The organism is Rhizobium hidalgonense, assembly GCF_002914525.1.
GTDB classification, from domain to species: Bacteria; Pseudomonadota; Alphaproteobacteria; order Rhizobiales; family Rhizobiaceae; genus Rhizobium; species Rhizobium hidalgonense.
This window is the reverse complement of sequence record NZ_LODW01000059.1, coordinates 346,889-373,028: the sequence shown is the minus strand read 5'-3', so window position 1 is coordinate 373,028 and position 26,140 is coordinate 346,889. Positions and strand designations below refer to the sequence as shown.

At 61.4% G+C, this 26,140-nt stretch carries 25 protein-coding genes and 2 pseudogenes; 14 read left to right on the top strand and 13 right to left on the bottom strand.

The features are described 5' to 3' along the window. Nucleotides 1-2 precede the first annotated feature (2 nt). The 3 genes from ATY29_RS19245 to yghU all read left to right on the top strand — a co-directional run bounded on the left by ATY29_RS19245 (nucleotide 3) and on the right by yghU (nucleotide 2,519). The gene (locus ATY29_RS19245; protein ID WP_003572002.1) at nucleotides 3-383 is read left to right on the top strand and encodes a cupin domain-containing protein; all 381 of its coding nucleotides are present in this window, start codon (nucleotides 3-5) and stop codon (nucleotides 381-383) included. Nucleotides 384-407: 24 nt separating this feature from the next. Beyond that, entirely contained in the window at nucleotides 408-1,475 is a 1,068-nt protein-coding gene (locus tag ATY29_RS19240) for an ABC transporter ATP-binding protein (protein WP_097533062.1), read from the top strand. Between the two features lie 168 nt (nucleotides 1,476-1,643). Then, complete coding sequence (yghU, locus tag ATY29_RS19235; protein ID WP_097533061.1) at nucleotides 1,644-2,519, top strand: glutathione-dependent disulfide-bond oxidoreductase; 876 nt, start codon at nucleotides 1,644-1,646, stop codon at nucleotides 2,517-2,519. 77 nt (nucleotides 2,520-2,596) lie between these two features. Here the strand turns inward: yghU and ATY29_RS19230 are convergent, their stop codons facing one another. The 5 genes from ATY29_RS19230 to ATY29_RS19210 are packed head-to-tail and all read right to left on the bottom strand — an operon-like array spanning nucleotide 2,597 to nucleotide 8,565. Beyond that, nucleotides 2,597-4,111 carry an ABC transporter substrate-binding protein gene (locus ATY29_RS19230; RefSeq protein ID WP_097533060.1) on the bottom strand — a complete coding sequence of 505 codons (1,515 nt, stop codon included), beginning with the start codon at nucleotides 4,109-4,111 and terminating at the stop codon, nucleotides 2,597-2,599. Between the two features lie 19 nt (nucleotides 4,112-4,130). Then, nucleotides 4,131-5,840, bottom strand: coding sequence for a dipeptide ABC transporter ATP-binding protein (locus tag ATY29_RS19225; protein WP_097533059.1), 1,710 nt, complete (start codon nucleotides 5,838-5,840; stop codon nucleotides 4,131-4,133). After that, nucleotides 5,837-6,688 carry an ABC transporter permease gene (locus ATY29_RS19220; RefSeq protein ID WP_097533058.1) on the bottom strand — a complete coding sequence of 284 codons (852 nt, stop codon included), beginning with the start codon at nucleotides 6,686-6,688 and terminating at the stop codon, nucleotides 5,837-5,839. Before ATY29_RS19220 ends, ATY29_RS19225 begins: the two co-directional genes overlap by 4 nt. Next, complete coding sequence (locus ATY29_RS19215) at nucleotides 6,685-7,623, bottom strand: ABC transporter permease (protein ID WP_097533057.1); 939 nt, start codon at nucleotides 7,621-7,623, stop codon at nucleotides 6,685-6,687. The genes ATY29_RS19220 and ATY29_RS19215 overlap by 4 nt, the downstream gene beginning before the upstream one ends. 51 nt (nucleotides 7,624-7,674) lie before the next feature. After that, nucleotides 7,675-8,565 carry a proline iminopeptidase-family hydrolase gene (locus ATY29_RS19210; RefSeq protein WP_097533056.1) on the bottom strand — a complete coding sequence of 297 codons (891 nt, stop codon included), beginning with the start codon at nucleotides 8,563-8,565 and terminating at the stop codon, nucleotides 7,675-7,677. A gap of 128 nt (nucleotides 8,566-8,693) precedes the next feature. Between ATY29_RS19210 and ATY29_RS19205 the strand changes: the two genes are divergently transcribed. Continuing rightward, complete coding sequence (locus tag ATY29_RS19205) at nucleotides 8,694-9,491, top strand: helix-turn-helix transcriptional regulator (protein ID WP_025417988.1); 798 nt, start codon at nucleotides 8,694-8,696, stop codon at nucleotides 9,489-9,491. A 63-nt stretch (nucleotides 9,492-9,554) separates the two neighbouring features. After that, nucleotides 9,555-10,457 (top strand): proline iminopeptidase-family hydrolase, encoded by a 903-nt coding sequence (locus tag ATY29_RS19200; protein ID WP_097533085.1) that lies wholly within the window; start codon nucleotides 9,555-9,557, stop codon nucleotides 10,455-10,457. Nucleotides 10,458-10,478: 21 nt separating this feature from the next. On the opposite strand, the gene ATY29_RS19195 is transcribed toward ATY29_RS19200, so the two are convergent. Continuing rightward, nucleotides 10,479-11,390 carry an acetamidase/formamidase family protein gene (locus ATY29_RS19195; protein WP_097533055.1) on the bottom strand — a complete coding sequence of 304 codons (912 nt, stop codon included), beginning with the start codon at nucleotides 11,388-11,390 and terminating at the stop codon, nucleotides 10,479-10,481. Between the two features lie 291 nt (nucleotides 11,391-11,681). Between ATY29_RS19195 and ATY29_RS19190 the strand changes: the two genes are divergently transcribed. From ATY29_RS19190 to ATY29_RS19175, 4 genes are all read left to right on the top strand, one after another. Next, entirely contained in the window at nucleotides 11,682-11,957 is a 276-nt protein-coding gene (locus tag ATY29_RS19190; RefSeq protein WP_003572021.1) for a type II toxin-antitoxin system ParD family antitoxin, read from the top strand. Then, the gene (locus ATY29_RS19185) at nucleotides 11,944-12,288 is read left to right on the top strand and encodes a type II toxin-antitoxin system RelE/ParE family toxin (RefSeq protein WP_003572022.1); all 345 of its coding nucleotides are present in this window, start codon (nucleotides 11,944-11,946) and stop codon (nucleotides 12,286-12,288) included. The genes ATY29_RS19190 and ATY29_RS19185 overlap by 14 nt, the downstream gene beginning before the upstream one ends. Before the next feature lie 370 nt (nucleotides 12,289-12,658). Continuing rightward, a complete protein-coding gene (locus ATY29_RS19180) occupies nucleotides 12,659-13,363 on the top strand; it encodes a GntR family transcriptional regulator (RefSeq protein ID WP_097533054.1) in 705 nt (234 codons plus the stop codon). A gap of 109 nt (nucleotides 13,364-13,472) precedes the next feature. Further along, nucleotides 13,473-14,435 carry a dihydrodipicolinate synthase family protein gene (locus ATY29_RS19175; protein WP_097533053.1) on the top strand — a complete coding sequence of 321 codons (963 nt, stop codon included), beginning with the start codon at nucleotides 13,473-13,475 and terminating at the stop codon, nucleotides 14,433-14,435. 77 nt (nucleotides 14,436-14,512) lie between these two features. Here the strand turns inward: ATY29_RS19175 and ATY29_RS19170 are convergent, their stop codons facing one another. Together ATY29_RS19170 and ATY29_RS19165 are read right to left on the bottom strand one after the other, a co-directional pair. Further along, the gene (locus ATY29_RS19170; protein ID WP_097533052.1) at nucleotides 14,513-15,547 is read right to left on the bottom strand and encodes an Ldh family oxidoreductase; all 1,035 of its coding nucleotides are present in this window, start codon (nucleotides 15,545-15,547) and stop codon (nucleotides 14,513-14,515) included. A gap of 162 nt (nucleotides 15,548-15,709) precedes the next feature. Next, complete coding sequence (locus tag ATY29_RS19165) at nucleotides 15,710-16,189, bottom strand: ProQ/FINO family protein (protein WP_097533051.1); 480 nt, start codon at nucleotides 16,187-16,189, stop codon at nucleotides 15,710-15,712. Nucleotides 16,190-16,412: 223 nt separating this feature from the next. Between ATY29_RS19165 and panC the strand changes: the two genes are divergently transcribed. Then, nucleotides 16,413-17,330, top strand: coding sequence for a pantoate--beta-alanine ligase (panC, locus tag ATY29_RS19160; RefSeq protein ID WP_097533050.1), 918 nt, complete (start codon nucleotides 16,413-16,415; stop codon nucleotides 17,328-17,330). Beyond that, nucleotides 17,327-18,148, top strand: a complete 822-nt coding sequence (gene panB, locus ATY29_RS19155) for a 3-methyl-2-oxobutanoate hydroxymethyltransferase (protein ID WP_025417979.1) — start codon at nucleotides 17,327-17,329, stop codon at nucleotides 18,146-18,148. The genes panC and panB overlap by 4 nt, the downstream gene beginning before the upstream one ends. 172 nt (nucleotides 18,149-18,320) lie before the next feature. Here the strand turns inward: panB and ATY29_RS19150 are convergent, their stop codons facing one another. Next, entirely contained in the window at nucleotides 18,321-19,235 is a 915-nt protein-coding gene (locus tag ATY29_RS19150; RefSeq protein WP_097533049.1) for a hydrogen peroxide-inducible genes activator, read from the bottom strand. Nucleotides 19,236-19,379: 144 nt separating this feature from the next. Between ATY29_RS19150 and katG the strand changes: the two genes are divergently transcribed. Beyond that, a complete protein-coding gene (gene katG, locus ATY29_RS19145; protein WP_097533084.1) occupies nucleotides 19,380-21,566 on the top strand; it encodes a catalase/peroxidase HPI in 2,187 nt (728 codons plus the stop codon). Between the two features lie 53 nt (nucleotides 21,567-21,619). On the opposite strand, the pseudogene ATY29_RS37785 reads toward katG, so the two are convergent. From ATY29_RS37785 to ATY29_RS19135, 3 genes and pseudogenes are all read right to left on the bottom strand, one after another. Continuing rightward, nucleotides 21,620-21,796, bottom strand: a pseudogene (locus tag ATY29_RS37785) (DUF4147 domain-containing protein); the annotation flags it as partial. Between the two features lie 26 nt (nucleotides 21,797-21,822). Next, complete coding sequence (locus ATY29_RS19140; RefSeq protein ID WP_097533048.1) at nucleotides 21,823-22,911, bottom strand: tartrate dehydrogenase; 1,089 nt, start codon at nucleotides 22,909-22,911, stop codon at nucleotides 21,823-21,825. Nucleotides 22,912-22,932: 21 nt separating this feature from the next. After that, a pseudogene (locus ATY29_RS19135) lies at nucleotides 22,933-23,139 on the bottom strand (MFS transporter); the annotation flags it as partial. 246 nt (nucleotides 23,140-23,385) lie between these two features. Between ATY29_RS19135 and ATY29_RS19130 the strand changes: the two are divergent. Continuing rightward, entirely contained in the window at nucleotides 23,386-24,300 is a 915-nt protein-coding gene (locus ATY29_RS19130; RefSeq protein ID WP_097533047.1) for a LysR family transcriptional regulator, read from the top strand. A 406-nt stretch (nucleotides 24,301-24,706) separates the two neighbouring features. Here ATY29_RS19130 and ATY29_RS19125 read toward each other — a convergent pair whose 3' ends face one another. Further along, complete coding sequence (locus ATY29_RS19125; RefSeq protein WP_097533046.1) at nucleotides 24,707-25,675, bottom strand: zinc-dependent alcohol dehydrogenase family protein; 969 nt, start codon at nucleotides 25,673-25,675, stop codon at nucleotides 24,707-24,709. A 53-nt stretch (nucleotides 25,676-25,728) separates the two neighbouring features. Here ATY29_RS19125 and ATY29_RS19120 point away from each other — a divergent pair, with 53 nt between their 5' ends. Then, nucleotides 25,729-26,139 carry an acyl-CoA thioesterase gene (locus tag ATY29_RS19120; RefSeq protein WP_003572039.1) on the top strand — a complete coding sequence of 137 codons (411 nt, stop codon included), beginning with the start codon at nucleotides 25,729-25,731 and terminating at the stop codon, nucleotides 26,137-26,139. Nucleotide 26,140 lies beyond the last annotated feature (1 nt).

The following is a 26,140-nucleotide window of genomic DNA, read 5'->3' as shown; positions in this document are numbered from 1 at the left end:
CCTTGAGCGAGACCGACGTGATATTCAGGAAAACCGGCGGCGAATTCATGCCGACCAGCTGGGGCGAACTCAACTGGAAGATCACCGGCGACGGCACGCCCGGCGCCGAGATGACCTTCGGCACGTGCCGCATTAATCCTGGAGAACGCAATCAGCTGCACTCCCATCCCGACTGCGAGGAAATTCTCTACGTCGTCTCCGGCGTTTGCGAGCACAAGCTCGGCGATGCGCTTTATCGGCTCGAACCTGGCGACGCGATCCGCATCCCCCGCAATATCCGCCACTGGGCGCGCGCGCTCGGCGCCGAACCGCTCTTCGCCCTGATCATGTTCTCCTCCGGCACCCGGACGGCGGTCAATCATGAAGGCGAGGGGGCGGCCTGAGCGCCGTTTGAAAGGGAAAACATCATGGCGTCGATCGCACTTCACAATATCCGCAAGTCCTACGGCAGCCTGCCTGTTATCCACGGCGTCGACGTCGATATCGAGGATGGCGAATTCATCGTGCTGGTCGGGCCGTCCGGCTGCGGCAAGTCCACCCTGCTGCGCATGATCGCCGGTCTGGAGACGATTTCGGACGGTCAGCTTTCGATCGGCGGGCGCATGGTCAACGACCTGCCGTCGAAGGACCGGGATATCGCCATGGTGTTCCAGAGCTATGCGCTCTATCCGCATCTGACGGTGGCCGAGAATATGGGCTTTTCCCTGAAGCTGCGCGGCACCGCCCAGGAGGAGATCGGCCGCCGGGTGCAGTCCGCCGCAAAGATCCTGGCGCTCGAACCCTATCTCGACCGCCATCCCCGTCATCTCTCGGGCGGCCAGCGCCAGCGCGTCGCCATGGGCCGGGCGATCGTGCGCGATCCGAAGGTGTTCCTCTTCGACGAACCGCTTTCCAATCTCGACGCCAAGCTGCGCGTGGCGATGCGCGCCGAGATCAAGGAGCTGCACCAGCGGCTGAAGATCACCACCGTCTATGTCACCCATGACCAGACCGAGGCGATGACCATGGCTGACCGAATCGTCGTGATGCGCGACGGCATCGTCGAGCAAATCGGCACGCCACTTGATATCTACGATCGCCCGGCGACCACCTTCGTCGCCGGCTTCATCGGCATGCCGGCGATGAACCTGCTCAAGGGTCGCATCCAGTCCGACGCGCCTTCGATCTTCCGCACCGAGAGCGGCATCGCCATGCCGCTGTCATTGCGCCCCGGTACGGCCGATCCCGGCGAGGAACTCATCTACGGCATCAGGCCAGAACAATTCGTCGTCGCCGACGAGGGAGCACCAGCGAAGATCGTCGTCGTCGAGCCGACGGGGGCAGAGACGCAGGTCGTCGCCCGGATCGGCGAAGAAAACGTCAATATGCTGTTTCGCGAGCGCATCGCCGTAAGGCCTGGCGACACGATCCGCTTCACCTTGCGGGCGGCCAGCGACCATCTGTTTTCGGCCGCGACAGGCCGGCGCCTGACCTGAAACGGATCCTTGAAACCGCATCCTCCCCACACTTGCTAATATTCTGACGATTGTGTGAGGGCGCTCCGACACCTCTGACAAAGCGCGTCGCCTCTGCTATGTCAGGAAAAATGCGGCGGCCAGACGATGGCGCCGCGATACTAACTGACCACAGCAGGAGTTTGAAAGATGAGCGGTTCTTCCGATTATACGCCCCCGAAGGTCTGGACGTGGAACAAGGAGAATGGCGGTCAATTCGCCAGCATCAACCGGCCGAACGCAGGTCCGACGCATGAGAAGGAGCTTCCGATCGGCCGCCATCCGCTGCAGCTCTATTCGCTGGGCACGCCGAACGGCCAGAAGGTCACGATCATGCTCGAGGAGCTATTGGCGCTCGGCCATAGCGGTGCGGAATACGACGCCTGGCTGATCAGGATCGGCGATGGCGACCAGTTCGGCAGCGGCTTCGTCGCCGTCAATCCCAACTCGAAGATCCCAGCGCTGATGGACCGCAGCGGCGCAAAGCCGATCCGTGTCTTCGAGTCCGGCGCCATCCTCACCTATCTCGCCGAGAAATTCGGCGCCTTGCTGCCGACCGAGCCGGCTGAGCGCGCCGAATGCCTGTCATGGCTGTTCTGGCAGATGGGAAGCGCACCCTACCTCGGCGGCGGCTTCGGCCATTTCTACGCCTATGCGCCTGTCAAAATCGAATATGCGATCGACCGCTTCGCCATGGAGGTGAAGCGTCAGCTCGACGTGCTCGATCGCCGCCTGGCCGAAAGCGAATATCTGGCAGGCGATGAATACACGATCGCCGATATTGCCGTCTGGCCCTGGTATGGCGGCCTGGTGAAGGGCTGGACCTACGGCGCGGCCGAATTCCTGCAGGTCGAGGACTATAAGAACGTTCTGCGCTGGGCCGACACCATCCACAACAGGCCGGCCGTGCAGCGCGGCCGGATGGTCAACCGCCTCTCCGGCGAGCCCTCGACGCAGTTGCACGAGCGCCACGACGCCAGCGACTTCGAAACCAGGACGCAGGACAAGCTGGCGGCCGCCGAGTAAGCAAGCCGCATCAGTTCCTTGCAATAAATCAGGCTCCGCCGCCTTTGCGGCGACGGAGCCTTGCGAGCTGCCCGAACTCAGTTCTTGACGGTGTCTTCCAGGAAGAAACGGCCGAGCGGGTTCTGGTGGAAATTCTCGATATTCTTGCGCGAGACGTTGATATAGGGGCTGTAATAGAGATCGATCCAGTTGACGTCGTCCTTGGCCATCTTCTGCAGCTCGACATACATCCCTTCGCGCTTCTTCGGGTCGAGTTCGAGACGCGCCTTGGCGACCAGTTCCTTCACCGCCTCGTTCTTGTAGTTGGTCAGATAATTATTATTGGAATCGTGGCCGAGGACGAAGGTGGTCTTCTGGTCCGGATCGAGAATGTCGTTGGTCCAGTAGTTGACCGAGATGTCGTAATCGCCGGCAACAGTCATGTCCCATTCCTGGCTCGGATCGACCTTCTGCAGATTGGCCGTAATGCCGGCCTTCTGCAACTGCTGCTGGACCAGCACCGCCGTCTGTTCATCGACTTCGTCGCCGGCACGGACCAGGTAATTCAGCGTCAGGTCGGCGGCACCGGCGGCCGCGAGCAGCTGCTTTGCCTTCGCCGGATCGTAAGCCCGCTGCAGATTGTCGGCGTAATAGTAGAGCGCGCCCTTCGGAATATAAGAATTGGCCACGGTACCCTGGCCGAAGGTGACGGTATCGACGATCGCCTTCTTGTCGATCGCCAGATCCAGCGCCTGGCGGACTTCCTTCTTGCCGAGCGCCCCATGCGCATGGTTGATCAGCAGATGATCCTCACGGGTCGAAGCGTCGATATCGACGTTGAGGTTCGGGTCCTTTTTCAGCTCCTCGACGCGAGAAAAAGGCACGAAGATTGCCGTATCCAGTTCACCGGCCTGGACGTTCAGCATGCGGGTATTGTCGTCCGGCACCGAGATCCACTCGACACCGTCTAGCTTGACGCGGTCGGCCTGCCAGAAATTGGGGTTCTTCTTCAGGATGACCCGGTCGCCGCGCCGCCATTCCTCGACTGTGAAGGCGCCGGATGCGATCGGCTTTTCGCCATAGGCGTCGGGGCCCAGCGATTCCATGCCCTTCTTGGAGATGACCGAGGCATTCGGCAGCGCCAGCGTCGAAAGGAACGGCGCGGACGGGTTTTTGAGCTTGATCGTCAGCGTATGCGCGTCGGTCGCTACCGCGGTGTCGATCACCTTGTAGGAATCGCTCCACAGCGAGGCAGGGTCGTCGCGGATGCGCAGCAGGCTGTAGGCCGCGTCTTCCGCCGTCAGCGGCGAACCGTCGGAGAATTTCGCATCGCGGATCTTGAAGGTGTAGATCAGTCCGTCATCCGAGGCAGTCCAGCTTTCGGCAAGGCCCGGCTCCAGTTTGGTGCCGGTCTTGTCGACGCGGATCAGCACGTCGTAGACGTTGGAGAATACCCAATTGTCGATGTTCTGGGCGGTCTTGATCGGGTCGAATGTCGTCGAATCCTCGCGTCGGCCGATGGTGAGCACGCCGGACGCCTCGGCATAGCTTGCGCTGAGCGTCAGGCCGGCGAGCAAGGCTGCAAGCCCGATTGATTTCCACCTGTTTGTCATGAATTCGTTCCCTTCGTTGTTATGGCATGCGTTTGATGGATTGAATCGGCATCGATTGCGGATCGTCCTTGCCGTCGGCGTCTTGAAGCAGCCGCTTGTCAGGATCGATGTCGGGAATGGCTGCGATCAGCGCCGCCGTATAGGCATGTTTCGGCCGCGCGAAGACCTCTTCTGAGCGGCCCTCCTCGACGATTTCGCCGCGATACATCACAACGACGCGTTCGCAGAGATTGCGGACGATCGCGAGATCATGGGCGATGAAGATCAGCGTGAGGTTCATCTTCGCCGTGAGCTCACGAAAGAGTTCGATGATCTGCGCCTGGATGGTGACGTCGAGGGCGGCAACGCATTCGTCGGCGATGATCATCTTCGGATCGACGGCGAGCGCCCGGGCGATGCCGGCGCGCTGGCACTGGCCGCCGCTCATGCTGCGCGGTTTGCGGCCGGCGAATTCGCGTTCGAGGCCGACGAGATCAAGCAGTTCGCCGACCCGCGCTGGGATATCGGCCTTGGCGACCTTGCCCTGCACCTTCAGCACCTCGGCCAGCATCTGCCCGATCGTCAGCCGTGGATTGAGGGCATTATAGGGGTCCTGAAAGACCATCGCCGTCTCGCGCCTAAGCTTTGCGAGGCCGGCGCTTTTTTGCAGGGCGAGATCGATCCCGTCGAAGGTGACATGACCCGAGGAAAGCGGCGTGAGACCGAGCACGGCGCGGGCAAGCGTGCTCTTGCCGCTGCCGGATTCGCCGACGATGCCGACTATCTCGCCCGGCATGATCTGCAGGCTGACGCCGGCAACGGCGCTGACCGTCTTGGCGCCACCCTTGAGCAGGCTGCCGCCGGCTCTGAAGCGCACGTGCAGATCGTCGATTTCCAGCAAGGGTCTCGCCCGCCGGCTGAGTTCGGCAATTTCGAGCGGCGGCGCTGCGATCCCGCCCGGCAGGGAAGGGTGGCTGTTGATCAGGTTGATCGTATAGGGATGCTGCGGCCGCGCCAGGATTGCCCGCTTCGGCCCTTCTTCGATGAGCTTGCCGCCGCGCAGCACGGCGATGCGGTCGCAGGTCTGGGCGACGATGCCGAGATCATGGGTGATCAGAATGATCGACAGGCCGCGCTGGTCGCGAATGTCGATCAACAGCCGCAGGATCTGCGCCTGGATGGTCACGTCGAGCGCCGTGGTCGGCTCGTCGGCGATCAGGATTTTCGGATTGCAGGAAAGGGCCACGCCGATCATCGCGCGCTGCCGCATGCCGCCGGAAAATTCGTGCGGATAGCTGTCGTACTGGCGCTTGGGATCGGGGAAGCCGACCTGCGCCAGGATTTCCGTCGCTGCCGCGCGGGCCTCGCGGGCGCCGAAACCCTGATGATAGCGGATGCCCTCGGCGATCTGGTCGCCGATGCGCATCACCGGATCGAGATGGCTGGTTGGGTTCTGGAAGATCATACCGATCTCGCCGCCGCGCACCTTCAGCATCTCGCTATCGTCGACCCGCATGAGATCGCACCCTTCGAGCAGCACGCTACCGCTTTCGATCGTCAGCAGCGAGGAGGGCAGCAGGCGCACCAGAGAACGGCAGAATAGACTCTTGCCCGAGCCGCTTTCGCCGACGAGACCGAGGATCTCGCCCTTGCCGAGATCGAGCGACACCGCATCGATGAGCGTGCGCGGGCCGGAATCGGCATGCGCCCTGACTGTGAGATCGCGGACGGAGAGCACGGAGCCGTTCATTCATGCACCCCGAGCAATTCGCCGAGCGCATCGCCCAGCATGCTGAAGCCGAAGGCGAGGCAAACGATGGAGAGGCCGGGAAACACGGTGATCCACCAGGCCGTAGTGATGAAGCTCTGGCCTTCGGCGACCATCACGCCCCATTCGGCGATCGGCGGCTGGACGCCGAGGCCGAGATAGCTGACGGCCGCACCACTGAGCAGCACCAGCGTCGCGTCGGACATCGAAAAGACGATCGAGCCGGCGATCGCGTTCGGCAGCAAATGGCGGAACATGATGCGCGGGCGGCTGAAGCCGAGACTGACGGCGGCCACGGCGTAGTCGCTGCCCTTCAGCACCACCATCTGCGCCCGGATCAGCCGTGCGTAGGACACCCAGCCGACCAGCGCCATGGCGATATAGAAACTGCCGAGGCCCGGGCCGAGGATCGCGATGATCGACAGCATCAGCACGAGGAAGGGGAAGGCGAGAATGATATCGACGAGGCGCATGAACAGCGCATCGACGATGCCGCCGAAGAAGCCGGCAATGGTGCCGACCGTCGTTCCGATCAGGAAGGGGAAGATGACGCCGATCAGCGCCATCTGCAGGTCGAGGCGCGCACCTGAGATGACGCGGGAGAGGATGTCGCGGCCGAAATTGTCGGTGCCGAACGGGTGCAACAGCGAAGGCGCCTGCAGGCGCACCTCGGCATTCTGCATGATCGGATCGTAGGGCGCGATAAGAGGCGCGCCGATCGCCACCAGCACGAAGAACAGCAGCAGGCCGGCACCGAGCACAAGCATCGGCCGCCGGACGAAGAACCGGCGCCAGCCTGGGGATGCGGGGGCGATCGCCTCGATGCTCATAGCTTCACCCTCGGATCGACGGCGACGGTGACGATGTCGGCGATGAAGTTGATGAGCACGGTGGCGCAGGCAAAGACCATGGCGACGCCCTGGACCACCATGTAGTCGCGCGAGAAGATCGCCCTGACGAGAAGCTGCCCCATGCCGGGCAGCGCAAAGACGCTCTCGACCACCACCGTGCCACCGATCAGCCAGCCGATGTTGACGGCAAGCAGGTTGATCGTCGGCACCAGCGAATTCGGCAAGACATGCCGCCAGAAGACGATGCCTTCCGGCATGCCGCGGGCGCGCGCCGCGGTCGCGACATCCGATTTCAGCTGCTCGATCATCGCCGCCCGCAGGCTGCGCGTCAGCACGGTCGACAGTGACAGCGCCACCGTCAGGCTCGGCAGCACGAGATGCGACAGTTTTTCGCCGAGCGTGGCGCCATAGCCCGAAACCGGCAGCACGCCGAGTTCGACGCTGAAGAGGATGATCAGCATCAGCCCCAGCCAGAAGGGCGGAAAGCCGATGCCGAAGGTCGAGACGATGCGCACCGCATGATCGGGCGCCCGGCCAGCATTGCGCGCGGCGATCGCCGCCATCGGCACCGCGATCAGCACCGACAGCACGACGCTGGAGACGACGAGCGCAAGCGTCGGCTCGATGCGGGTGACGATCAGCTTCAACACGTCGATCTTGTAGAGGATCGACTTGCCCATCTCGCCATTGGCGAGGTTCTTGAGGAAATAGACATATTGCAGCCACATCGGCTGATCGAGACCGTATTGGGCACGGATGCTGGCAAGGGCAGCCGGTGTGGCGCGCGTGCCGAGGATGTTGCGCGCCGGATCACCGGGGATCAACCGGACGAGAATGAAGGTGATGACGCTGATACCGAAAATGACGGGCAGGAACTGCAGCGGTCGCGTCAGAACGAATTTATAGCGATGCATGACGGCGATCGCCCCTCTGTCTTCGTCGGCTTCGGTCCGCTTCCTCTTGCATCAGTGTGCCTTGTTCCGAGCGAGAAAATCGAGAAGTGCCGGATAATAGTCCTGCGGGTTTTCATAGAACGGCATGTGGCTGGCATCGGCAAACAGCTTGAGTTCGGCATTCGGCAGCGCAAGCTTCATCCTGAGCGCGCAGGCCGGCGTCAGTTCGTCATGCTCTCCTGTGGTGATCAGCACCGGTAGCGTCAGCCGCGGCAGATCGGCGATGCGGTTCCAGTCCTTGAGGTTGCCGATATAAAGAAACTCGTTCGGTCCCTGCATCGTCGCGTAGGGCCCCATATTCCAATCGTCGAGCGAGCGGCGCACCGGTGCCGGCCATTCCGGCAGGCGGCAAACATGGCGGTAGTTGAGGATGGTGACGGCGGCCAGATATTCCGGATGATTGTAGGTACCCTGCGCCTCGTGTTTCTGCATCATCGAGACGGTTTCGGGACCGAGCGCGGCCCGCAGCCGTTCCAGTTCCGAGATCAGATGCGGCATGTCGGCGACGGTATCCTCGAGGATCAACGTCTTCAGGTTCTCGGGATAGGTGAGCGCATAGTCGATCGCCAGCCACCCGCCCCAGGAATGGCCAAGCATGTGAACCCTGCCGAGCCCCAGCGCCTTGCGCACCGTCTCCGTCTCCTGGACATAACGGCCGATCGTCCAGAGCGAGAGATCGTCAGGCCTGTCGGAGGCGCCCGTGCCGAGCTGGTCGAAGGCGACGACGCGGTAACCCTTGTCGATGAGGCAGGAGTGCGCCTCGCGCAGGTAATCGCAAGGCAGGCCGGGACCGCCGTTCAGGCAGAACACCGTCTCGTCGCCGGTCCCGAAGCTATAGGCAACGACGCGATGGCCATCGACATCGATGTCGAACCGCGCGTCCGGCTGTATTTCACGCCACATTGATTGCTCCGGCAGAAAATTTCGCTTGCTCAATATTTGGGCATGGTTAAATTTTTATCGTAAATCGCGTGCCGTGCCAGCTATAAGAAGTGATAGGGTAGGGCGCATTTCGAACCGGGGAGCTGCTCATGCTTGACGACATCGGAACGATCAGACGGCAGTTCACGGCGCATGAAACGCTGGACGGCCGGATCGACCAGGCCTTCGAAGCGATGAAGCAGCTCGGCTTCGAGGCACTGATCTACGACTATACGCCGGTGCCCTACGATCTCGACGGCGCGATCATGATACCGTCGCTGCTGAAGCTCAGGAACATCTCCGACGACATGCACGACTACTGGTTCGATCGCGGCTATTTCCGCATCGATCCGGTGCAGCAGGTGGCGCTGCGCACCTCCGCGCCGTTCTTCTGGAATTACGACACCGACGCCGACACGCTGATAAAGCGCTTCATGAGCGACGATACGGCGCCCGTGGCGCGCTACCTGAACGAACGCGACATGTCCACAGGCGTCACCGTGCCGGTGCATATGCCGCGCGGTGACTATGCAACCGTCACCGGCATCCGCTTCGGCCGAAACGACGATTTCGAGCGGCATGCGCTGCGTTATATCGCCGACTTCAACCTGCTCGCCCATGTCTTCCACGAGACCGCTTATTCGCTTTTCGACAAGACGGCGAAGAGCGTCGGCACGGTTCGCCTGACCGAACGCGAACGCGAGTGCCTGCGCCACTCCGCAGAAGGGTATTCCGCCAAGGAAATTTCCCGCATTATCGGCCGTTCAGTGCCGACCGTCGTCATGCATCTGAACGCCGCGGCAAAAAAACTCGGCGCCCGCAACCGCACCCAGGCCGTGGTGCGCGCCACCCATTACCGCCTGCTCGAAGACCGGCCGAGCCAGAACTGGCCACCCTATAACTTGTGATAGCTGCCTTCGCCGCTGCCGCCACGCTATTGGTCTTCGAGATGCCAAGAGATGGAGACGCCGGTGGCCGAAATCGTGACCAACGAAGCCTATTTTCCCTTTCGCGACTATCGCACCTGGTATCGCATCACCGGTTCGCTGACGAGCGGCAAACTGCCCCTCATCGTCGCCCATGGCGGGCCCGGCTGCACGCATGACTATGTCGATTCCTTCAAGGATATCGCCGCGCTCGACGGCCGCCCGGTCATCCACTACGACCAGCTCGGCAACGGCAATTCCACCCGGCTTCCGGAAAAGGGCCCGGATTTCTGGACGGTCGGCCTGTTTCTCGAAGAGCTGGACGCGCTGCTTGCCCATCTCGGCATCCAGCATCATTATGCCTTCCTCGGCCAGTCCTGGGGGGGCATACTCGGCGCCGAACATGCGGTGCGCCGGCCACAGGGCCTGAAGGCGCTTGTCATCGCCAATTCGCCGGCCAACATGCACACCTGGGTTTCGGAGGCCAACCGGCTGCGGCAGGAACTGCCGAAGGAGGTGCAGGACACGCTGCTGAAGCACGAGCTGGCGGGAAGCCTGTCCGACCCGGACTATATCGCCGCCTCGCGCGTCTTTTATGACCGCCATGTCTGCCGTGTCGTGCCGTGGCCGCCCGAAGTGTCGCGGACCTTCGCGATCATGGACGAGGACAACACCGTATACCGCAACATGAACGGCCCCACCGAATTTCACGTCATCGGCACGATGAAGGACTGGACGATCGAGAACAGGCTCGATCGCATCGAAGCCCCGACACTGCTGATCTCGGGAAAATACGACGAGGCGACCCCGCTGGTAGTCAGGCCCTACCTCGAACGTGTTCCCGGCTGCGAATGGGTGCTGTTCGAAAATTCCAGCCATATGCCGCATGTCGAGGAAAAGCAGCTTTGTCTGGCGACTGTTTCCACTTTCCTGTCACGGCACGATTGAGAACCGCGCGCTAACGATCGCCTATCGGCGAACCAGCCATTTCTTGGCAACGCGGCAGGCCATGGTATAGGCCGGATCAAAGACGTTGCCGACGTCGTAACGCACGACCTGGCCGAGCAGGTGGCTGGCCGCCGTCCTGTCCAGGCCATAATCCGACGCCAGCCAGGTCAACATTTCGCTGGTCGCATGCTGAAGTGCCTGATCAAGCGGCCGGGCGTTGCCGATGGTGAAGATGTCTTCGGCGGTTTCTCCGCGCGGCCAGACCAGCCCGGCCTTCTTTTCCACCGTCAGCCGCACGGTGACTTCGAAGGTGGTCTCGATGCCGGTCCCGACAATCTCGCCATCCCCCTGCACGGCATGGCAGTCGCCGAGAAAAAACAAGGCGCCGGCAGCCGATACCGGAAAACGAACCGTGGTGCCGGGACCGAACCGGCGATAATCCATGTTGCCGCCATATTCGCCGCTGGTCGCAGTCGAGATCGCCTGGCCGAGGCTGGGCGCCACGCCGAAGCAGCCGATCATCGGGGCGAGAGGCAGAATGAGATTTTCAAGACCGGCAACCGGCTCGGAAAGCCTGGCGGTCAATGCCTCACGATCGATCGTCCAGATGGCGATATCACGCGGCGGCAGTTCGCGGACAACTTCGGGATCGACAACATTGGCGGCGACGACGCTGCGGGTAAACCCCGTGTCCCTGGTCGGGATCATGCTGACGATCTCGACTTTCAGCGCATCCCCGGGCTCGGCGCCTTCCACAAAGATCGGGCCGTTCATCGGATTGGGCCCGGATGCCTGCTTGACGCCGTTCTTGTCATGGCCGGCAGCATCGAGCGTCTCAGTGACAACGGTATCGCCGTCGGCGATGCGCAGGGCCGGCGGGAGCGAGCCAATGACATTGTGAAAGATCGTTGGAATGAAGCGGTGCGTGGTCATGAGATACGGCTCTCGCTCGTTTCGAATGCCATGAGGCCTGCGGCTGAACTGCCGGGCCTAGAGGCCGAGACTAGATCAGAGATTGTCTGCAATGCCAATATCGGCAGCATCACTCGAAATTCCAGTCAGCCGCAATGCCGGGGCCGATGGGCTCGCGGTGGCTCCAAGTGGCATCTCATTGGCGATCTGCGTAAAAAATCAAGTGAGATGGCTTTCTATCGATAGCCGCAGATCACAAAACCTCTTGACATATGCGACTGAGTAGCAATCTTTGAAGCAAAGGAGATCATCATGAGCGTGAAATCATCGATCTCGCTGACCGAGCAGCAGGATGCGTTTGCCCGATCGCTTGTCGAGAATGGGCGGTACTCAAGTCTGAGTTCGGTTTTGCAGCAAGGTTTGGAGCTTCTCAGGCAAAAAACCGAGACCGAAATGGCGGAAACGGAAGCCCTTCGGGAACTGATCCAACGGCGGTTGAACGGACCTATGCTATCGGACGATGCAATGGGGGCCGCCGTCGACGACATGATCGAGCGGAAACGGCGAGCTCTTCGTGTGGAGCCTTAAATATTCCCGCGAAGCGGAACAGGATTTTGAACTTATATTCGACCATCTCTTCGCCGCTTACAGCGATCTCGGCGATAGTGAGGACGAGGCCTTGGAGCGTGCGGCGGGCCGCGTTCGCGAATTGCGCTCGTCCATACAACGGCTTACCGAAACACCCTTCATCGGAACTTTACGATCCGATATTTATGCGGGCATCCGGTTTGTGCGGCGCGACAAGGCGGCAATTTGGTTTCTGCCGGTGGTGGACCGCAAGACACTCATCGTTGCCGCCATCTTTTTCGGCGCTCAAAATCACATCCGGCACATGATGGGGCGACTGCTCGATAGCTAAGGACGGTCGTATCCCTCGATCGATGCCGTTGGTCATCGGTGACTTCAGATAGCACGCTCTGCAGGACCGGTCGAACCGGACGATGTCGCAATCCTATCGACTGGGTCGGCTTTTGCTGCTGCCGGGGCACAACGTAACCTAACCACTTATAATAAATATATATTTTATGTTTCCGCAACATGCGTTACGCCAGATTCGCTTATACGCGGGTACATCGCTTAGAACTTCTCGAGCCCTACGAAACAGAGCGCCGAGGCTGAGAATATGCGGCATAATCGCGGGTGGCGATGCTCCGGGGATGTAAACGCATTTGAAGGTTTGATGCAGCTTGAAACTCATTGTATTTGTCGTGTCGACAAGAGGAGTTTTTATGCCCGACATCGACAATGGCTCTCTTCCCGAACGCAAACGCGGTTCGGGCGTGAAAATGGTCTACGACCTGCTGCGCGATGAGATACTCGACCTGAAACTTGCGCCCGGCAGCCCGATCGACGAAGTGCAGTTGGCGGAGCGGTTCAAGATGTCGCGGACACCGATCCGCGAAGCGCTGGTCCGCCTGGCCGGTGACGGGCTGATCGAAACGCTGCCGAACCGCTCGACCATGGTGTCGAATATCGATTTTCTCAATCTCAGTACGTTCTTCGACGCCCTTGTTCTCATGTATCGGGTAACGACGCGGTTGGCGGCGCAGAACCATCGTCTCGAGGACCTGCCCTCTATCCGCCGCTTCCACGAGGACTACGCGGCGGCAATCGAAGCACGCGACACGCTGGCGATGATCGCAACCAACGCCGCTTTCCACGCCGCCATTGCCGAAGCCGGGCGCAATCCGTATTTCACCGGGCTTTTTCGCCGGCTGCTTGATGAAGGCCGTCGCATTCTCCGCCTTTACTACCAGTCCTACGACGAGCATTTTCCCCAGCAGTTCGTCGACGAACATGCCGAGATGATTGCCGCGATCGAAGCGCGGGATGTCGACGAGGCCGATCGACTGGGCAAGGTGCACGCCGAACAGATTGTCGCCCAGGTGCAGAAACTTTTCAGTCGCAACGGCAAGCTCGACATAGCGCTATAGGTCTTGTATTTTTCTTGTCGACAAATAGAACACAAGATGCTATCCCACCGTCGAACGGGTCGGCGACCTTGGCGGCCGACCTTCCCACCAAGCCGCGGAGGAAATCGACATGAAGGCTACAATTTTTTCCGGCGTCATTCCCGCTTTGATGACGCCCTGCAAGGACGACCGCACGCCGGGTTTCGACGCACTGGTGCGCAAGGGCAAGGAGCTGATCGAAAAAGGCATGTCCGCCGTCGTCTATTGTGGCTCAATGGGTGACTGGCCGCTACTGACGGACGAACAGCGCATGCAGGGCGTTGAGCGTCTGGTGAAGGCCGGCATTCCGGTGATCGTCGGCACGGGCGCCGTCAATACCGCTTCGGCTGTTGCGCATGCTGCGCACGCCCAGAAGGTCGGCGCCCAGGGCCTGATGGTGATCCCGCGCGTCCTGTCGCGCGGCACGGTCGTCGCCGCCCAGAAGAACCATTTCAAGGCGATCCTTTCGGCCGCCCCGAACCTGCCGGCCGTCATCTACAACAGCCCCTATTACGGCTTTGCCACCCGCGCCGAGCTGTTCTTCGCGCTGCGCCAGGACCACAAGAACCTCGTCGGTTTCAAGGAATTCGGCGGTGCGGCCGATATGCGCTATGCGGCCGAAAACATCACCAGCCGCGACGATGACGTCTCGCTGATGATCGGCGTCGACACCTGCGTCTTCCATGGCTTCGTCAATTGCGGCGCCGTCGGCGCGATCACCGGCATTGGCTGCGTGCTGCCGAAGGAAGTCATCCACATGTGCAACCTCGCCCAGGCCGCGGCCGCCGGCGATCCGGATGCCCGCCGGCGCGCGCTGGAACTGGAATCGGCGCTGGCCGTGCTCTCCTCCTTCGACGAAGGCCCGGACCTCGTTCTCTACTTCAAGCATATGATGGTGCTGAAGGGCGACACGGAATACACGCTGCACTTCAACGAGACGGACGTGCTCTCCGAAAGCCAGCGCGGCTATGTCGAAGCCCAGCTGAAGCTGTTTGATACGTGGTACGCCGAGTGGAGCAAGCTGCCGGGCGCCGTGCAGAAATACAAGGGATAATTTCACGATCCCCCTCAAGCAGAAGGCCCTCCTCGCGGAGGGCCTTCTCTTTTGTCACCAGTATAAGGAAGAGGCCCTCAGGAGACCGCTTCGAGACCTTTTTCGAAAAGACGGTCAAGCAGCTCCAACTCGGCGGCCGTCAGCGCGACGCCTTCCGTCTCGGATTTCTGGCGGGCGGCGAAGCGGCGCTGCGAAGGCAGGCGGGCGCCGCTTCCGACGATGGCCTCGAAGAGCAGCTCGGCGCGGGCGAAGGGATCGCCGGGCCGGCCGGCGGCGAAGGCTTGCGGCGACATGGCGATGATGAGTTCGCCATGGAAGGGGGCAAGTGTCGTCGTGCCGAGATAGTCGAGCACCTCCGGGCTGGTGAGATCACCGATCATGATGCCGGCGAGGAGCTCGATCATCGTGCCGATGGCCGATCCCTTGTGCCCGCCGAAGGGCAGCATGGCGCCGGCAAGGGCGGCTTCCGGATCGGTCGTCGGATTGCCGTCGGAATCGATCGCCCAGCCCTCGGGAAGCTGCTTGCCGGCGCGGCGGTGCAGCTCGATTTCTCCGCGGGCGGCAACCGAGGTCGCAAAGTCGAACACGTATGGCGATATCTCCTTGCGCGGCCAGCCGAAGGCGAAGGGGTTGGTGCCGAGCAGCGGCTTGTTGCCGCCGGCGGGCGCGACGGTCGCATAACTCGGGCACATGACGAGGCCGGCAAGACCCTCATTGGTCACCGCCTCTACTTCGGGCCAGAGCGCGGAGAAATGGCTGCAATCATTGATGACGAGGGCGGCAATGCCGAGCTTGCGTGTGCGTTCGGCCAGCGCCGGCACGCCGAGTTCGAAGGCCGCATTGGCAAAGCCCCCCTTGGCATTGACCTTGACGATGGCGGACCCTTCGTTGAGGTCCAGTTCGGGCACCGCGTCCGGCTTCACCTTGCCTGATTTGACGGTGCGCAGCGCGCCCTCGATGCGGTAAATCCCATGCGATTTGCAGGCGTCGCGCTCACCGGCGACGATAACGCGGGCAAGCGCCCCGGCCTGCACGGCATTGAGGCCGGCCTTGCGGAAGATGGCTTCGACCCGCCCATGCAGGTCGGCAATCGTCAAGGTGGTTTTCGTCATGCTGCGTTTCTCCTCGCCGCGATTTTGAAGATGACCTAGCCCATCGACATTGCTGATGATGCAAGAGCCAAGCCCGAACCCACCAAACATTTATGGCGAACCAAATCTCTCAGTCTTGCCGAAAAATGCATAAACGAGAAAGGGGATATGGCAAACCCAATCTCATTCCGCTTGGACTGACGAGTTCTTCCTGCTGAGAAGGACCGCGCGAATCTGTTCGTTCTTGCTCAACAGGGGAGGGCGAGCCGGAGCCGGGTCCTCGGGCGCCTCGGCCGTGCCCGCATTCCGCTTAAGGTTCAGAAAGCGTTTTTGCGCGACCAGCCGATCGTCTGGCGACAGTGGTTCGACCGGCTTGCCGTCCAGGTCATGACGCATGGAATCGGACTGGGCGCTGGCGAAATAATAGCGCCGGCAATGGACATAGGCAGCTGTTGCGCGCCTCAGCGTTGTCACGCCGGCATCGGGTTTCAGCAGCTGGCGCAGCTCGTTGAAGAGGCCGACTGCAAAGGGGAGGACAGGGTCTCCCGGCTTGGCGGGAAGTACGCCGACTGGCCGGATCAACAGCATGTTGATCGCGTTTGCCTTCTCCACGTCGAGTTCGGCTGCCGCAATCGGCCCGCTGATCTTCCAGTGTTTGTCCATGCATCCTCCATAGCGACCGACTGTGATACGGGCGGGGCCAATTCGGCGCAGTTCGCACATTGCCGGTCCTGCCGCAAGCCGCCATTTTCGCGCAGATATAGGCTGGTCTGATCGGCCTGCCATTCCATCTAATCGTTTTTATCGCCGAATGTGCATTGACCTCAAGCATCGATTACACTTCTTATCCGCGCCCAAGATGAGTGACCGGCCGCGGGGAGGATATATGCGGGTTTTCTCGAGTATCGACGAGCTGCGCCACACGCTCGATGCGCTGAAGCGCCAGGGGCGTACCGTCGGCCTGGTGCCGACGATGGGCTACCTCCATCCCGGCCATATGGAGCTCGTATCGCGCGCCCGGGCCGAGAACGACCTCGTCGTCGTGTCGATCTTCGTCAATCCGCTGCAGTTCGGCCCAGCCGAAGACCTCAGCAAATATCCGCGCGATCTCGAACGCGATTCAGGCATGCTCAAGCAGGCCGGGGTCAATTTCCTTTTCGCGCCCGATGTCGAAGACATGTATCCGCGTCCGATGCAGACCGTCGTCGATGTTCCCGATCTCGGCCGCGAGCTCGAAGGCGCGGTCAGGCCCGGGCATTTTGCCGGTGTGGCCACCGTCGTCTGCAAGCTCCTCAACATCGTGCAGCCGCAGACCGCCTATTTCGGCCAGAAGGACTATCAGCAGGTCGTCATCATCAAACGCATGGTGGAAGATCTTGCAGTGCCGGTGCGGGTGATATCGGTGCCGACCGTCAGGGACGGCGACGGCCTCGCCTTGTCGTCGCGCAACGTCTATCTCAGCCCGGAGGAGCGGCGCGCCGCGGTGATCGTCCCGCTGACCCTCGACGAGGCCGAGCGCCTGGTTGCCGATGGCCTGACGGATGCCAAGGAATTGGAAGCGAAGCTCACGGAATTTCTCGGCCGCGAGCCGCTGGCAAAGCCTGAAGTCGTCGCCGTCAGGGACGCTTCGACGCTTGAGCAGGTCAGCTCGATCGACGAGCCTGTCGTCGTGGCTCTTTTCGTCCGGTTCGGCTCGACGCGGCTCCTCGACAACCGGGTCGTCCGCAACAACCGGATTGCCGGGATTACCGGCGGGAAGGGCCTGCAGGGAAGGGGCCAGCCGGGATGGGGAGTGACGAAATGAGCGCCACCGGATCTCAAAAGCGTCTGACGCCGACCCGCATCTCAGCCATGAAGGGCGGCAAACCGATCGTCTGCCTGACCGCCTATACGACGCCGATGGCGCGGTTGCTGGATGAGCATTGCGACCTCCTGCTGGTCGGGGATTCGCTCGGCATGGTGCTCTACGGCATGGAGACCACCATCGGCGTCACGCTCGAGATGATGATCGCCCATGGCAAGGCGGTGATGCGCGGCGTCGCCAAGGCCTGCGTCGTCGTCGACATGCCGTTCGGAACCTATCAGGAATCGAAAGAGGTCGCCTTCCGCAATGCCGTCCGCATCCTGCAGGAAACCGGCTGCGATGCGGTCAAACTGGAAGGCGGCGAGGAGATGGCCGAGACGATCGCCTTTCTGACGAAGCGGGGCATCCCGGTCATGGGGCATATCGGCCTGATGCCGCAGCAGGTGCAAACTGCAGGCGGCTATCGCTCCGTCGGCCATACCGAACACGAGACGTCGAAGATCAGGCGTGACGCGCACGCGATCGGCGGCTCGGGCGCCTTTGCCGTCGTCGTCGAAGGCACGGTGGAACCGCTCGCCCGAGAGGTGACTTCGGCCATCCACATACCGTCCATCGGTATCGGCGCGTCCTCCGCCTGCGACGGCCAGGTTCTGGTGTCAGACGACATTCTGGGGCTGTTCAACGATTTCACCCCCCGTTTCGTCAAGCGCTACGACGAACTCGGCAAGAGGATCGCCGCAGCCGCCTCCGCCTATGCCGACGACGTCAGGTCGCGAAAATTTCCGGCTGCGGAGCATACGTTCAAGCGCCGTTCCTGAAGCGTCGCATCTTTCAGATTCGTTCCGACGCTTTGGTCCTTGTTGTCAAAGGTGCAGCCTGGCGGGTCGTAGTGTCGACGGATTGATACGATGGCCATCGTGTGAAGTGATGCGGCCCGGCAGCCCTCGCTTTGTGAGAAGAGGTCTTGGGCGCCAACCGTACTGTCGTCCGTCACCCACCCGCATGCTGTTCCCGCATCGCTTCGGCCGAGCGGCGCACCGCCTCGGCCACCTCCTGCAGCTGTTTGGCCATCGGCGTTGAATTGCGCCAGACCATGCCGATCGTTCGCGACGGCTGCGGCGACGGGAAGCGGGAGATCGAAACCTGGGCCGAGCGCGTTTCGACGGGAACGGCCATTTCCGGGATCAACGTGACGCCGATGCCGGCGCCGACCATCTGGACGAGGGTGGAGAGCGAGCTGCCTTCCATGATCTCCCGAGGACGGGCGGGCCCGACCTTGCAGAAGGACAGTGCCTGGTCGCGGAAGCAGTGGCCCTCTTCGAGCAGCAGCAGCCGCATTTCGCGCAGCGCCTCGCGCTCGGGCACCGGCTTGTCTCCATCCTCCTGCCGCCTCACCAGCACGAATTCTTCCCGGAAAAGCTCGAGTTCGGTCAGCGAGGGTTCCGACACCGGCAGCGCGACGATCGCCATGTCGAGCTGGCCCTGCGCCAGTTCGTGAACCAGCTTGCCCGTCTGCGTCTCGCGCACATCGATCTGAATTCCGGCGAAGCTTTTGTTGAGATCGTTTATAATCGCCGGCAGCAGATAGGGCGCGATCGTCGGGATGATGCCGATGCGCAGCCGCATGAGGAAGGAATCGCGCGAGGCACGGGCAAATTCTCCCAATTCGTCCACCGCTCGCAGGATGTCGCGGACCCTGAGCGCAAAGGTCTGGCCGAACGGGGTGAGCTTCACCTGGCGTGCGCTGCGCTCGAAGAGCTCGCTGCCCAACTCCTGCTCGAGTTCCTTGATCTGCATGGAGAGCGCCGGCTGGGAGATGGCGCAGGCATCGGCGGCGCGGCGGAAGCGGCCGTCCCTTGCCAGGGCTTCAAAATAGCGTAGCTGTTTCAGGGTAAGATTCTTCATAAGCTCAGCTTATCGCAGCAATCAGTAAATCCAACTTAAAATTATTGAACGCTTCCGATATGAAGACTTCAGGGGAGAGAGTAGGGCGCCGGCCCGGCTCATCTTTTTAAACGGCAGACAGATCAAGCAATGAAGGAGACGATCATGGACAATCCCACTGACAGCGCAGGCAAATGTCCTGTTGCCCATCACAAGGCTCCGACCGCGCGGACGAACCGCGATTGGTGGCCGAACCAGCTGAACGTGCAGATTCTTCATCACAATTCCGGCCGCGCAGATCCGCTCGGCCAGGCCTTCGACTATGCCGAAGAGTTCAAGAAGCTCGATCTCGATGCGCTGAAGCAGGATCTTCACGCGCTGATGACGGATTCGCAGGATTGGTGGCCGGCCGACTTCGGTCATTACGGCGGTCTGTTCATCCGCATGGCCTGGCACAGCGCCGGAACCTACCGCATCACCGACGGGCGCGGCGGCGCCGGTCAGGGTCAGCAGCGCTTTGCGCCGCTGAACAGCTGGCCTGACAATGCCAACCTCGACAAGGCCCGTCGCCTGCTCTGGCCAATCAAGCAGAAATACGGCAACCGCATCTCCTGGGCCGACCTCCTGATCCTCACCGGCAACGTCGCGCTCGAATCCATGGGCTTCAAGACCTTTGGTTTCGCCGGCGGCCGCGCCGACGTCTGGGAGCCGGAAGAACTCTACTGGGGTCCTGAAGGCACCTGGCTCGGCGACGAGCGCTACAGCGGCGAACGCCAGCTGGCGGAACCGCTCGGCGCCGTGCAGATGGGGCTCATCTACGTCAACCCCGAGGGCCCGAACGGCAATTCCGATCCGCTCTCTTCGGCCCGCGACATCCGCGAAACCTTCGCCCGCATGGCGATGAACGACGAAGAGACCGTGGCGCTGATCGCCGGCGGCCACACCTTCGGCAAGACGCATGGGGCCGGCGATCCGTCCCTGATCGGCGCCGAGCCGGAAGGCGGCGCGATCGAGGACCAGGGCCTTGGCTGGAAAAGCTCCTTCGGCACCGGCGTCGGCAAGGATGCCATTACCGCTGGCCTCGAAGTCACCTGGTCGCAGACGCCAACCAAGTGGAGCAACCACTTCTTCGAAAACCTCTTCGCCTTCGAATGGGAGCTGACGACGAGCCCGGCCGGAGCCAAGCAGTGGCAGGCCAAGAACGCCGAAGCCTCCATTCCGGATGCCTTTGACGCCGGCAAGAAACATCTGCCGACCATGCTGACCAGCGATCTGGCGCTGCGTTTCGATCCGATCTACGAGAAGATCTCGCGCCGCTTCCTTGAAAATCCCGGCGAGTTCGCCGACGCTTTCGCCCGCGCCTGGTTCAAGCTGACCCACCGCGACATGGGCCCGAAGGTGCGCTACCTCGGCCCCGAGGTTCCGGCCGAAGACCTGATCTGGCAGGACGTGATCCCGGCCGTCGACCATCCGCTGATCGACGACAAAGACATTGCCGAGCTGAAGGCAAAGGTTCTGGCGACGGGCCTCAGCGTCCAGGAACTGGTTTCGACCGCCTGGGCGTCGGCCTCGACCTTCCGCGGTTCCGACAAGCGCGGTGGCGCCAACGGCGCGCGCATTCGCCTCGCTCCGCAGAAGGATTGGGACGCCAACCAGCCAGCCCAGCTCGCTAAGGTTCTCGGTGTTCTCGAAGGCCTCCAGAAGGACTTCAACGCCGCGCAGACTGGCGGCAAAAGGATCTCGCTTGCCGACCTGATCGTGCTTGCCGGCGCTGCCGGCGTCGAAAAGGCGGCAGCTGCCGGCGGCAACGCCATCAGCGTGCCTTTCACGCCGGGCCGTGCGGATGCTTCCGAAGCCCAGACTGACGCGCATTCCTTCGCAGCACTCGAGCCGCGTATCGATGGCTTCCGCAACTATGTGAACGGCAAGCGCCATCAGTTCATGAAGCCGGAAGAAGCACTCGTCGACCGCGCGCAGCTCCTGACGCTGACCGGTCCCGAAATGACTGTCCTCGTCGGCGGCCTGCGCGTGCTGAAGGCAGGCAACCCGGAGCACGGCGTCTTCACCTCGCGCCCCGAGACGCTGACGAACGACTTCTTCGTCAACCTGCTCGACATGGCCACGCAGTGGGTTCCGGCCGCCGGCAAGGACGGCGTCTATGAAGGCCGCGACCGCAAGACGGGTGCTGCCAAATGGACCGGCACCCGCGTCGATCTGATCTTCGGCTCGCATTCGCAGCTTCGTGCCTTCGCCGAAGTCTACGGCCAGGCTGACGCCAAGCAGAAGTTCGTCAAGGACTTCGTCGCCGCCTGGAACAAGGTCATGAACGCCGACCGCTTCGACCTCGTCTGATCGGCCGCATTTTTGCCCGGGCGTAGCTACGGCTGCGCCCGGGTTTTTTATCCGACACTGGTGAGATCGACGTCGCTCCATACCGCATCGAGCGCTACGGCCATGGCGGCAGACGCCTTTTCCCGCGCCGACGACGATGCATCTGCCCTTAGAGCGATCGGAAAATGCTGCGTGACAACGTTCGCAGGGTCGGCGCTCGCAACCGCTACATCGAATATCCGGCGCAGCACATCCCGGGCGAACGCGTCATTTCACGTCATTGGGCCGCCACGAGAATGTTGGAGCCGGCGATTGCTTCGCAGACGGCGTCGGTGACCTGCTGGGTAGTGGCCTTGCCACCCACATCCGGCGTTAGGATGCCAGCCTCGGTGACCCGTTCGACAGCAGCCATGAGGCGCGCGGCCGCGTCCTTCTCCCCCAGATGCTCCAGCATCTGCGCTGCAGTCCAGAAGGTGGCAATCGGATTGGCAATCCCCTTTCCGGTAATGTCGAACGCTGATCCATGGATCGGCTCGAACATGGACGGAAAGCGTCGTTCCGGATCAATGTTGGCAGTCGGCGCAACGCCGAGCGAACCGGCCAGAGCACCAGCCAGATCGGAGAGGATATCCGCATGGAGATTTGTTGCGACGATCGTATCGAGGCTTTCCGGTTTCAGGGTCATGCGCACGGTCATTGCATCGACCAGCATCTTGTCCCAGGCAACATCGGTAAACTCCTTGGACACTTCGGCGGCGATCTCGTCCCACATCACCATACCGTGGCGCTGCGCGTTCGATTTGGTCACAACGGTGAGCAGCTTGCGCGGCCGGGATTGGGCCAGCTTGAAGGCATAGCGCATGATGCGCGTAACGCCGACGCGGGTGAAGATCGCTACTTCCGTGCCGACTTCCTCCGGCAATCCCTTATGGGCGCGGCCGCCGTGGCCGGAATATTCGCCTTCTGAGTTTTCGCGGACGATAACCCAGTCGAGATCACCGGGACCGCAGTTGCGCAGCGGCGGTGTAATGCCAGGCAGGATCTTGGTCGGCCGTACGTTGGCATACTGGTCGAAACCCTGGCAGATCGGCAGGCGCAGCCCCCAGAGCGTGATGTGGTCCGGCACGTCAGGTGCGCCGACCGCCCCAAAATAGATCGCATCAAACTTTTTCAGGGTCTCAAGGCCGTCGGCCGGCATCATCACGCCGTGCCTTTTGTAATAGTCCGACCCCCAGTCGAAGGTCTCGGCATGGATCTTGAAGTCGCCGCTGCGCTTTTCGAGCGCTTCGAGAACCTGCAGGCCGGCGGCTATCACTTCCGGGCCAATACCGTCGGCGGGGACGGCCGCAATCTTGTATTCACGCATCGTCATTTTCCATTCGGTATTTTAGTGTTGGGCCGATGTCTTGGCATGTGCACCTCGGCGTCCGGTGCGCGAAAGGATCAGTGTGACGGCAGCAGAGACCACCAACAGCTCAGCAACGAAGTAAAGATCTCCCTCGAAGCGTCCGGTTGTGTCCTTGATCCAGCCGATCATCGAGGGCGCGACAAAGCCGCCGACATTGCCAATCGAGTTGGTCGTTTCAATGTTTGCGTTCATCGTCAGAGAGGCGAAACCAATGTTGACGCGATCAATGAACGCGATCAAATACAAGACCATAATGAATGGCACGATGCGCCTGGTAACTTTGCGCATTACGCGCGTTTCGAACATATGAAAACTCCTCCCAGCGGAACGATTGACGCGTCCTCAGCGCGCCGAAAACACTATAGAAGCGGCTTGCCGTCAGGTTAACAACCGTATAATTATATAATTATCTGATATAATCTGGATACTGGAATGGAACTTGAGCAGCTGCGATGCTTTGCGGCCGTCGCCGAACAACTACACTTCGGGCGAGCCGCCCAGAGCGTTGGATTGCTGCCCGCCTCGTTGGGTCGCCATGTGCGATTGCTTGAGGAATCGTTGGGAACGAGCCTGCTGACCCGGACGACCAGAAGCGTAACCCTGACAGAAGACGGCGTAGCGTTACTGAAAGAGGTAAGGCCAGTCCTTGCTCGCCTCGATGAGGTCGCGGACCAAATCAGATCGAGAAAGCACTCTGCGGGGCCGATACTGCGTATCGGTGCAATCGATAGCGCCGCAGCCGGTCTCGTTCCGATGCTTTTGCATGATTTTCGCGAAATAGCGCCTCAAACGACGACGCAATTGGTCGAAGACAAGTCGATCCGATTGATCCCCAAGCTGCTGGCGGGGCGGCTGGATCTGATCTTGATCCGGCCGAGAGAGGGAATGAGCGCTTCGCTCGTGGTGAAACCGTTGTTTTATGAAACTGCGGTGGTGGCAGTTCCTGAGCGTAGCGCATTCGCCAGCCAATGCGAGGTTTCGGTCCAGGAATTGCAAGACGAGCCGATGATCGTGCCTGAGCGACGATCTCGTCCCCACAGCTATGATCTGACGATGGAGCTCTTCTCCGAAATTGGATTGCGTCCCAGGATTGCTCAGATCGCTGATGAAAAGCAGACGATTATCAATCTCGTTGCTGCTGGAATAGGGTCGGCGATCGTTCCGAAATGGACCTCAAAGCTTGCGGTAAGCGGCGTGAAATATCTGCCGCTATCGCGCGAACACGACGCACCAATGCATAAATTGCCTCTCGCTGTCGCCTGGATGAAAGCAGTTCGCGAACCTGCCAGGGATCTTTTCATAGAGTTGCTGACCGGCAATATAGAGAAATATTCAGCTCTTGCGTAAGCGGCAGGAACCACAGAAAACTTGGCGATCGAGTGCAATGGCATTTTGCCGCGTGCGACCCCCTTTGCCCTGCGGGCATCTCACCCACAAGGGGGATCCGCAAGTGGTCGGACAATCGCTCCCTCTACCGTCTCAAAGTGATTGGGAGGTGAGTTGGTTGGGCAAACCGGTCCCCACGATCTCCCCACCTGTGGGGGTCCGAAGGACGGGTCGACATGGCGCGAGCCCAGGCCCCGCAGGCAGAGGGGCGTGCCACACGACGTATCCTTTCGTCGTACGACGAAAAGATCCCGTGTGGGGTGGACACGGATCTTCCTGTCGGATCGCAGCTATAGGCGGCCTTCGAAGGACGAGGCGGGCGCCTGGCTGCTCGTTCGGTATTCGACCGCCGCTGGTGCTTGCCCGATCAGGCGAGCAGCACCTTGCCACCCGCCCGGAAGGGAAGGGCGGTGCGCAGCGCCTCGCCGATCTCTTCCAGCGGAAAGACCTCCCGCACTTCGGTCGCGATGACCTTCGAGGCGATCTGCGCGGCGACCTGGGAATAGGCGTGCTGCACGTCGCCCATCGCTTCGGCATGAACCCATTCCCTGAGGTGACAATAGGAAAAGGCAATGTCGGAATGGGCGGCCCAGAATGACGGCGGGATGCTTTCTCCTGAAAGCAGGCCGTAATGCAGGAAATGCCCGCCGGGTTTGAGCGCATCTGCGAGGATCGAGGCGCGCGCGCCGCCGACGCAGTCGAGCACTGCGTCGAGCCCGGACCTGCCGACAAGTCCCCCTGCGAGATCGCCGTCCGCTTTGTCGACGATTATGGTCTCGAGCCGGCCGCGCAGGCGCTGGAGGGATTCCTCACTGCGGACGATCGCCACCGGCTCCACGCCAACCGCGTTCGCCATGCCGGTCAATATCGATCCGATCGAAGAGGCGGCCGCATTGATGGCGATGCGCATGCCCGGTTTAAGGCCGATCTTCTTATGCAGCATCAGCCAGGCGGTCATCGGGTTGACATAGCTGGTCGCCGCTTCGAAGTCGGAGAGTGTGTCGGGAACACGAAGGCACCAGCTGGCATCGGCATCCTTGAATTCCTGCCATCCGCCCGCGCTACGCACCGGCAGCACGCGCGTGCCAGGGGAAAGCCCATGAACCTCTTCACCGCACGCCTCGACCACGCCGAAGGCTTCGAACCCCGGAATGAAGGGCAGGGTCGTGCGTCCGCTATAGGCGCCCGATATGGTGATGATATCGGATGGATTGATCGACCGAGCTAAGAGACGCACCCGCACCTGGTCGCGGCGCAGCACCGGCAGCGCAGCCCGCTCGATCTCGACGACCTCCTCGGCTGGCCCGAATTTTCGCACGACCGCCTGATATTGCATTGCATCCCCCAGACAACAGCGGTTAGAACAGCCCACCAATTTTCGGTGACCACATGAGTGTTGACGACAGGCCTTTAGCATCCTTCCGGGTCTCGATGCGAGACATCGACATCTATGGTCATGTCCATAACTCGGTTTACCTCGACTATTGCGAGGATGCCGTCGTCGAATTCCTACGGCACCGGCAAATCCTCAGCCATTTCCGCCACACCTCATCGGGTGTTGCCTATCACGTGAAGAAGGCGGAGCTCACCTTTCACAACCCGATCGACATCGACGATATCGTCGAAGCCAAGGTGACGGTCGAAAAAATCGGGCGCACGAGCCTCTCCTTTGGGATCGAACTCTTTCGCCAGCGCGACGGCGCCCATTGCGCCTCGGCGGGGCTCGTCTGGGTCTGTGTCGGCCTTTCCGACAGCCGCCCGACGCCCATTCCCGACGTCACCAGAGCCGCCTTAGGCTGAC

What these genes read in the sequence shown, in the direction of transcription:
- ATY29_RS19150 (WP_097533049.1), bottom strand. Translation starts at nt 19,235, where the DNA reads ATGAAGAATCTTACCCTGAAACAGCTACGCTATTTTGAAGCCCTGGCA.
- ATY29_RS19195 (WP_097533055.1), bottom strand. Translation starts at nt 11,390, where the DNA reads ATGACCACGCACCGCTTCATTCCAACGATCTTTCACAATGTCATTGGC.
- ATY29_RS19140 (WP_097533048.1), bottom strand. Translation starts at nt 22,911, where the DNA reads ATGCGTGAATACAAGATTGCGGCCGTCCCCGCCGACGGTATTGGCCCG.
- katG (WP_097533084.1), top strand. Translation starts at nt 19,380, where the DNA reads ATGGACAATCCCACTGACAGCGCAGGCAAATGTCCTGTTGCCCATCAC.
- ATY29_RS19205 (WP_025417988.1), top strand. Translation starts at nt 8,694, where the DNA reads ATGCTTGACGACATCGGAACGATCAGACGGCAGTTCACGGCGCATGAA.
- ATY29_RS19125 (WP_097533046.1), bottom strand. Translation starts at nt 25,675, where the DNA reads ATGCAATATCAGGCGGTCGTGCGAAAATTCGGGCCAGCCGAGGAGGTC.
- ATY29_RS19170 (WP_097533052.1), bottom strand. Translation starts at nt 15,547, where the DNA reads ATGACGAAAACCACCTTGACGATTGCCGACCTGCATGGGCGGGTCGAA.
- ATY29_RS19180 (WP_097533054.1), top strand. Translation starts at nt 12,659, where the DNA reads ATGCCCGACATCGACAATGGCTCTCTTCCCGAACGCAAACGCGGTTCG.
- yghU (WP_097533061.1), top strand. Translation starts at nt 1,644, where the DNA reads ATGAGCGGTTCTTCCGATTATACGCCCCCGAAGGTCTGGACGTGGAAC.
- ATY29_RS19130 (WP_097533047.1), top strand. Translation starts at nt 23,386, where the DNA reads ATGGAACTTGAGCAGCTGCGATGCTTTGCGGCCGTCGCCGAACAACTA.
- ATY29_RS19190 (WP_003572021.1), top strand. Translation starts at nt 11,682, where the DNA reads ATGAGCGTGAAATCATCGATCTCGCTGACCGAGCAGCAGGATGCGTTT.
- ATY29_RS19215 (WP_097533057.1), bottom strand. Translation starts at nt 7,623, where the DNA reads ATGCATCGCTATAAATTCGTTCTGACGCGACCGCTGCAGTTCCTGCCC.
- ATY29_RS19230 (WP_097533060.1), bottom strand. Translation starts at nt 4,111, where the DNA reads ATGACAAACAGGTGGAAATCAATCGGGCTTGCAGCCTTGCTCGCCGGC.
- panC (WP_097533050.1), top strand. Translation starts at nt 16,413, where the DNA reads ATGCGGGTTTTCTCGAGTATCGACGAGCTGCGCCACACGCTCGATGCG.
- ATY29_RS19220 (WP_097533058.1), bottom strand. Translation starts at nt 6,688, where the DNA reads ATGAGCATCGAGGCGATCGCCCCCGCATCCCCAGGCTGGCGCCGGTTC.
- ATY29_RS19120 (WP_003572039.1), top strand. Translation starts at nt 25,729, where the DNA reads ATGAGTGTTGACGACAGGCCTTTAGCATCCTTCCGGGTCTCGATGCGA.
- ATY29_RS19175 (WP_097533053.1), top strand. Translation starts at nt 13,473, where the DNA reads ATGAAGGCTACAATTTTTTCCGGCGTCATTCCCGCTTTGATGACGCCC.
- panB (WP_025417979.1), top strand. Translation starts at nt 17,327, where the DNA reads ATGAGCGCCACCGGATCTCAAAAGCGTCTGACGCCGACCCGCATCTCA.
- ATY29_RS19165 (WP_097533051.1), bottom strand. Translation starts at nt 16,189, where the DNA reads ATGGACAAACACTGGAAGATCAGCGGGCCGATTGCGGCAGCCGAACTC.
- ATY29_RS19240 (WP_097533062.1), top strand. Translation starts at nt 408, where the DNA reads ATGGCGTCGATCGCACTTCACAATATCCGCAAGTCCTACGGCAGCCTG.
- ATY29_RS19210 (WP_097533056.1), bottom strand. Translation starts at nt 8,565, where the DNA reads ATGTGGCGTGAAATACAGCCGGACGCGCGGTTCGACATCGATGTCGAT.
- ATY29_RS19225 (WP_097533059.1), bottom strand. Translation starts at nt 5,840, where the DNA reads ATGAACGGCTCCGTGCTCTCCGTCCGCGATCTCACAGTCAGGGCGCAT.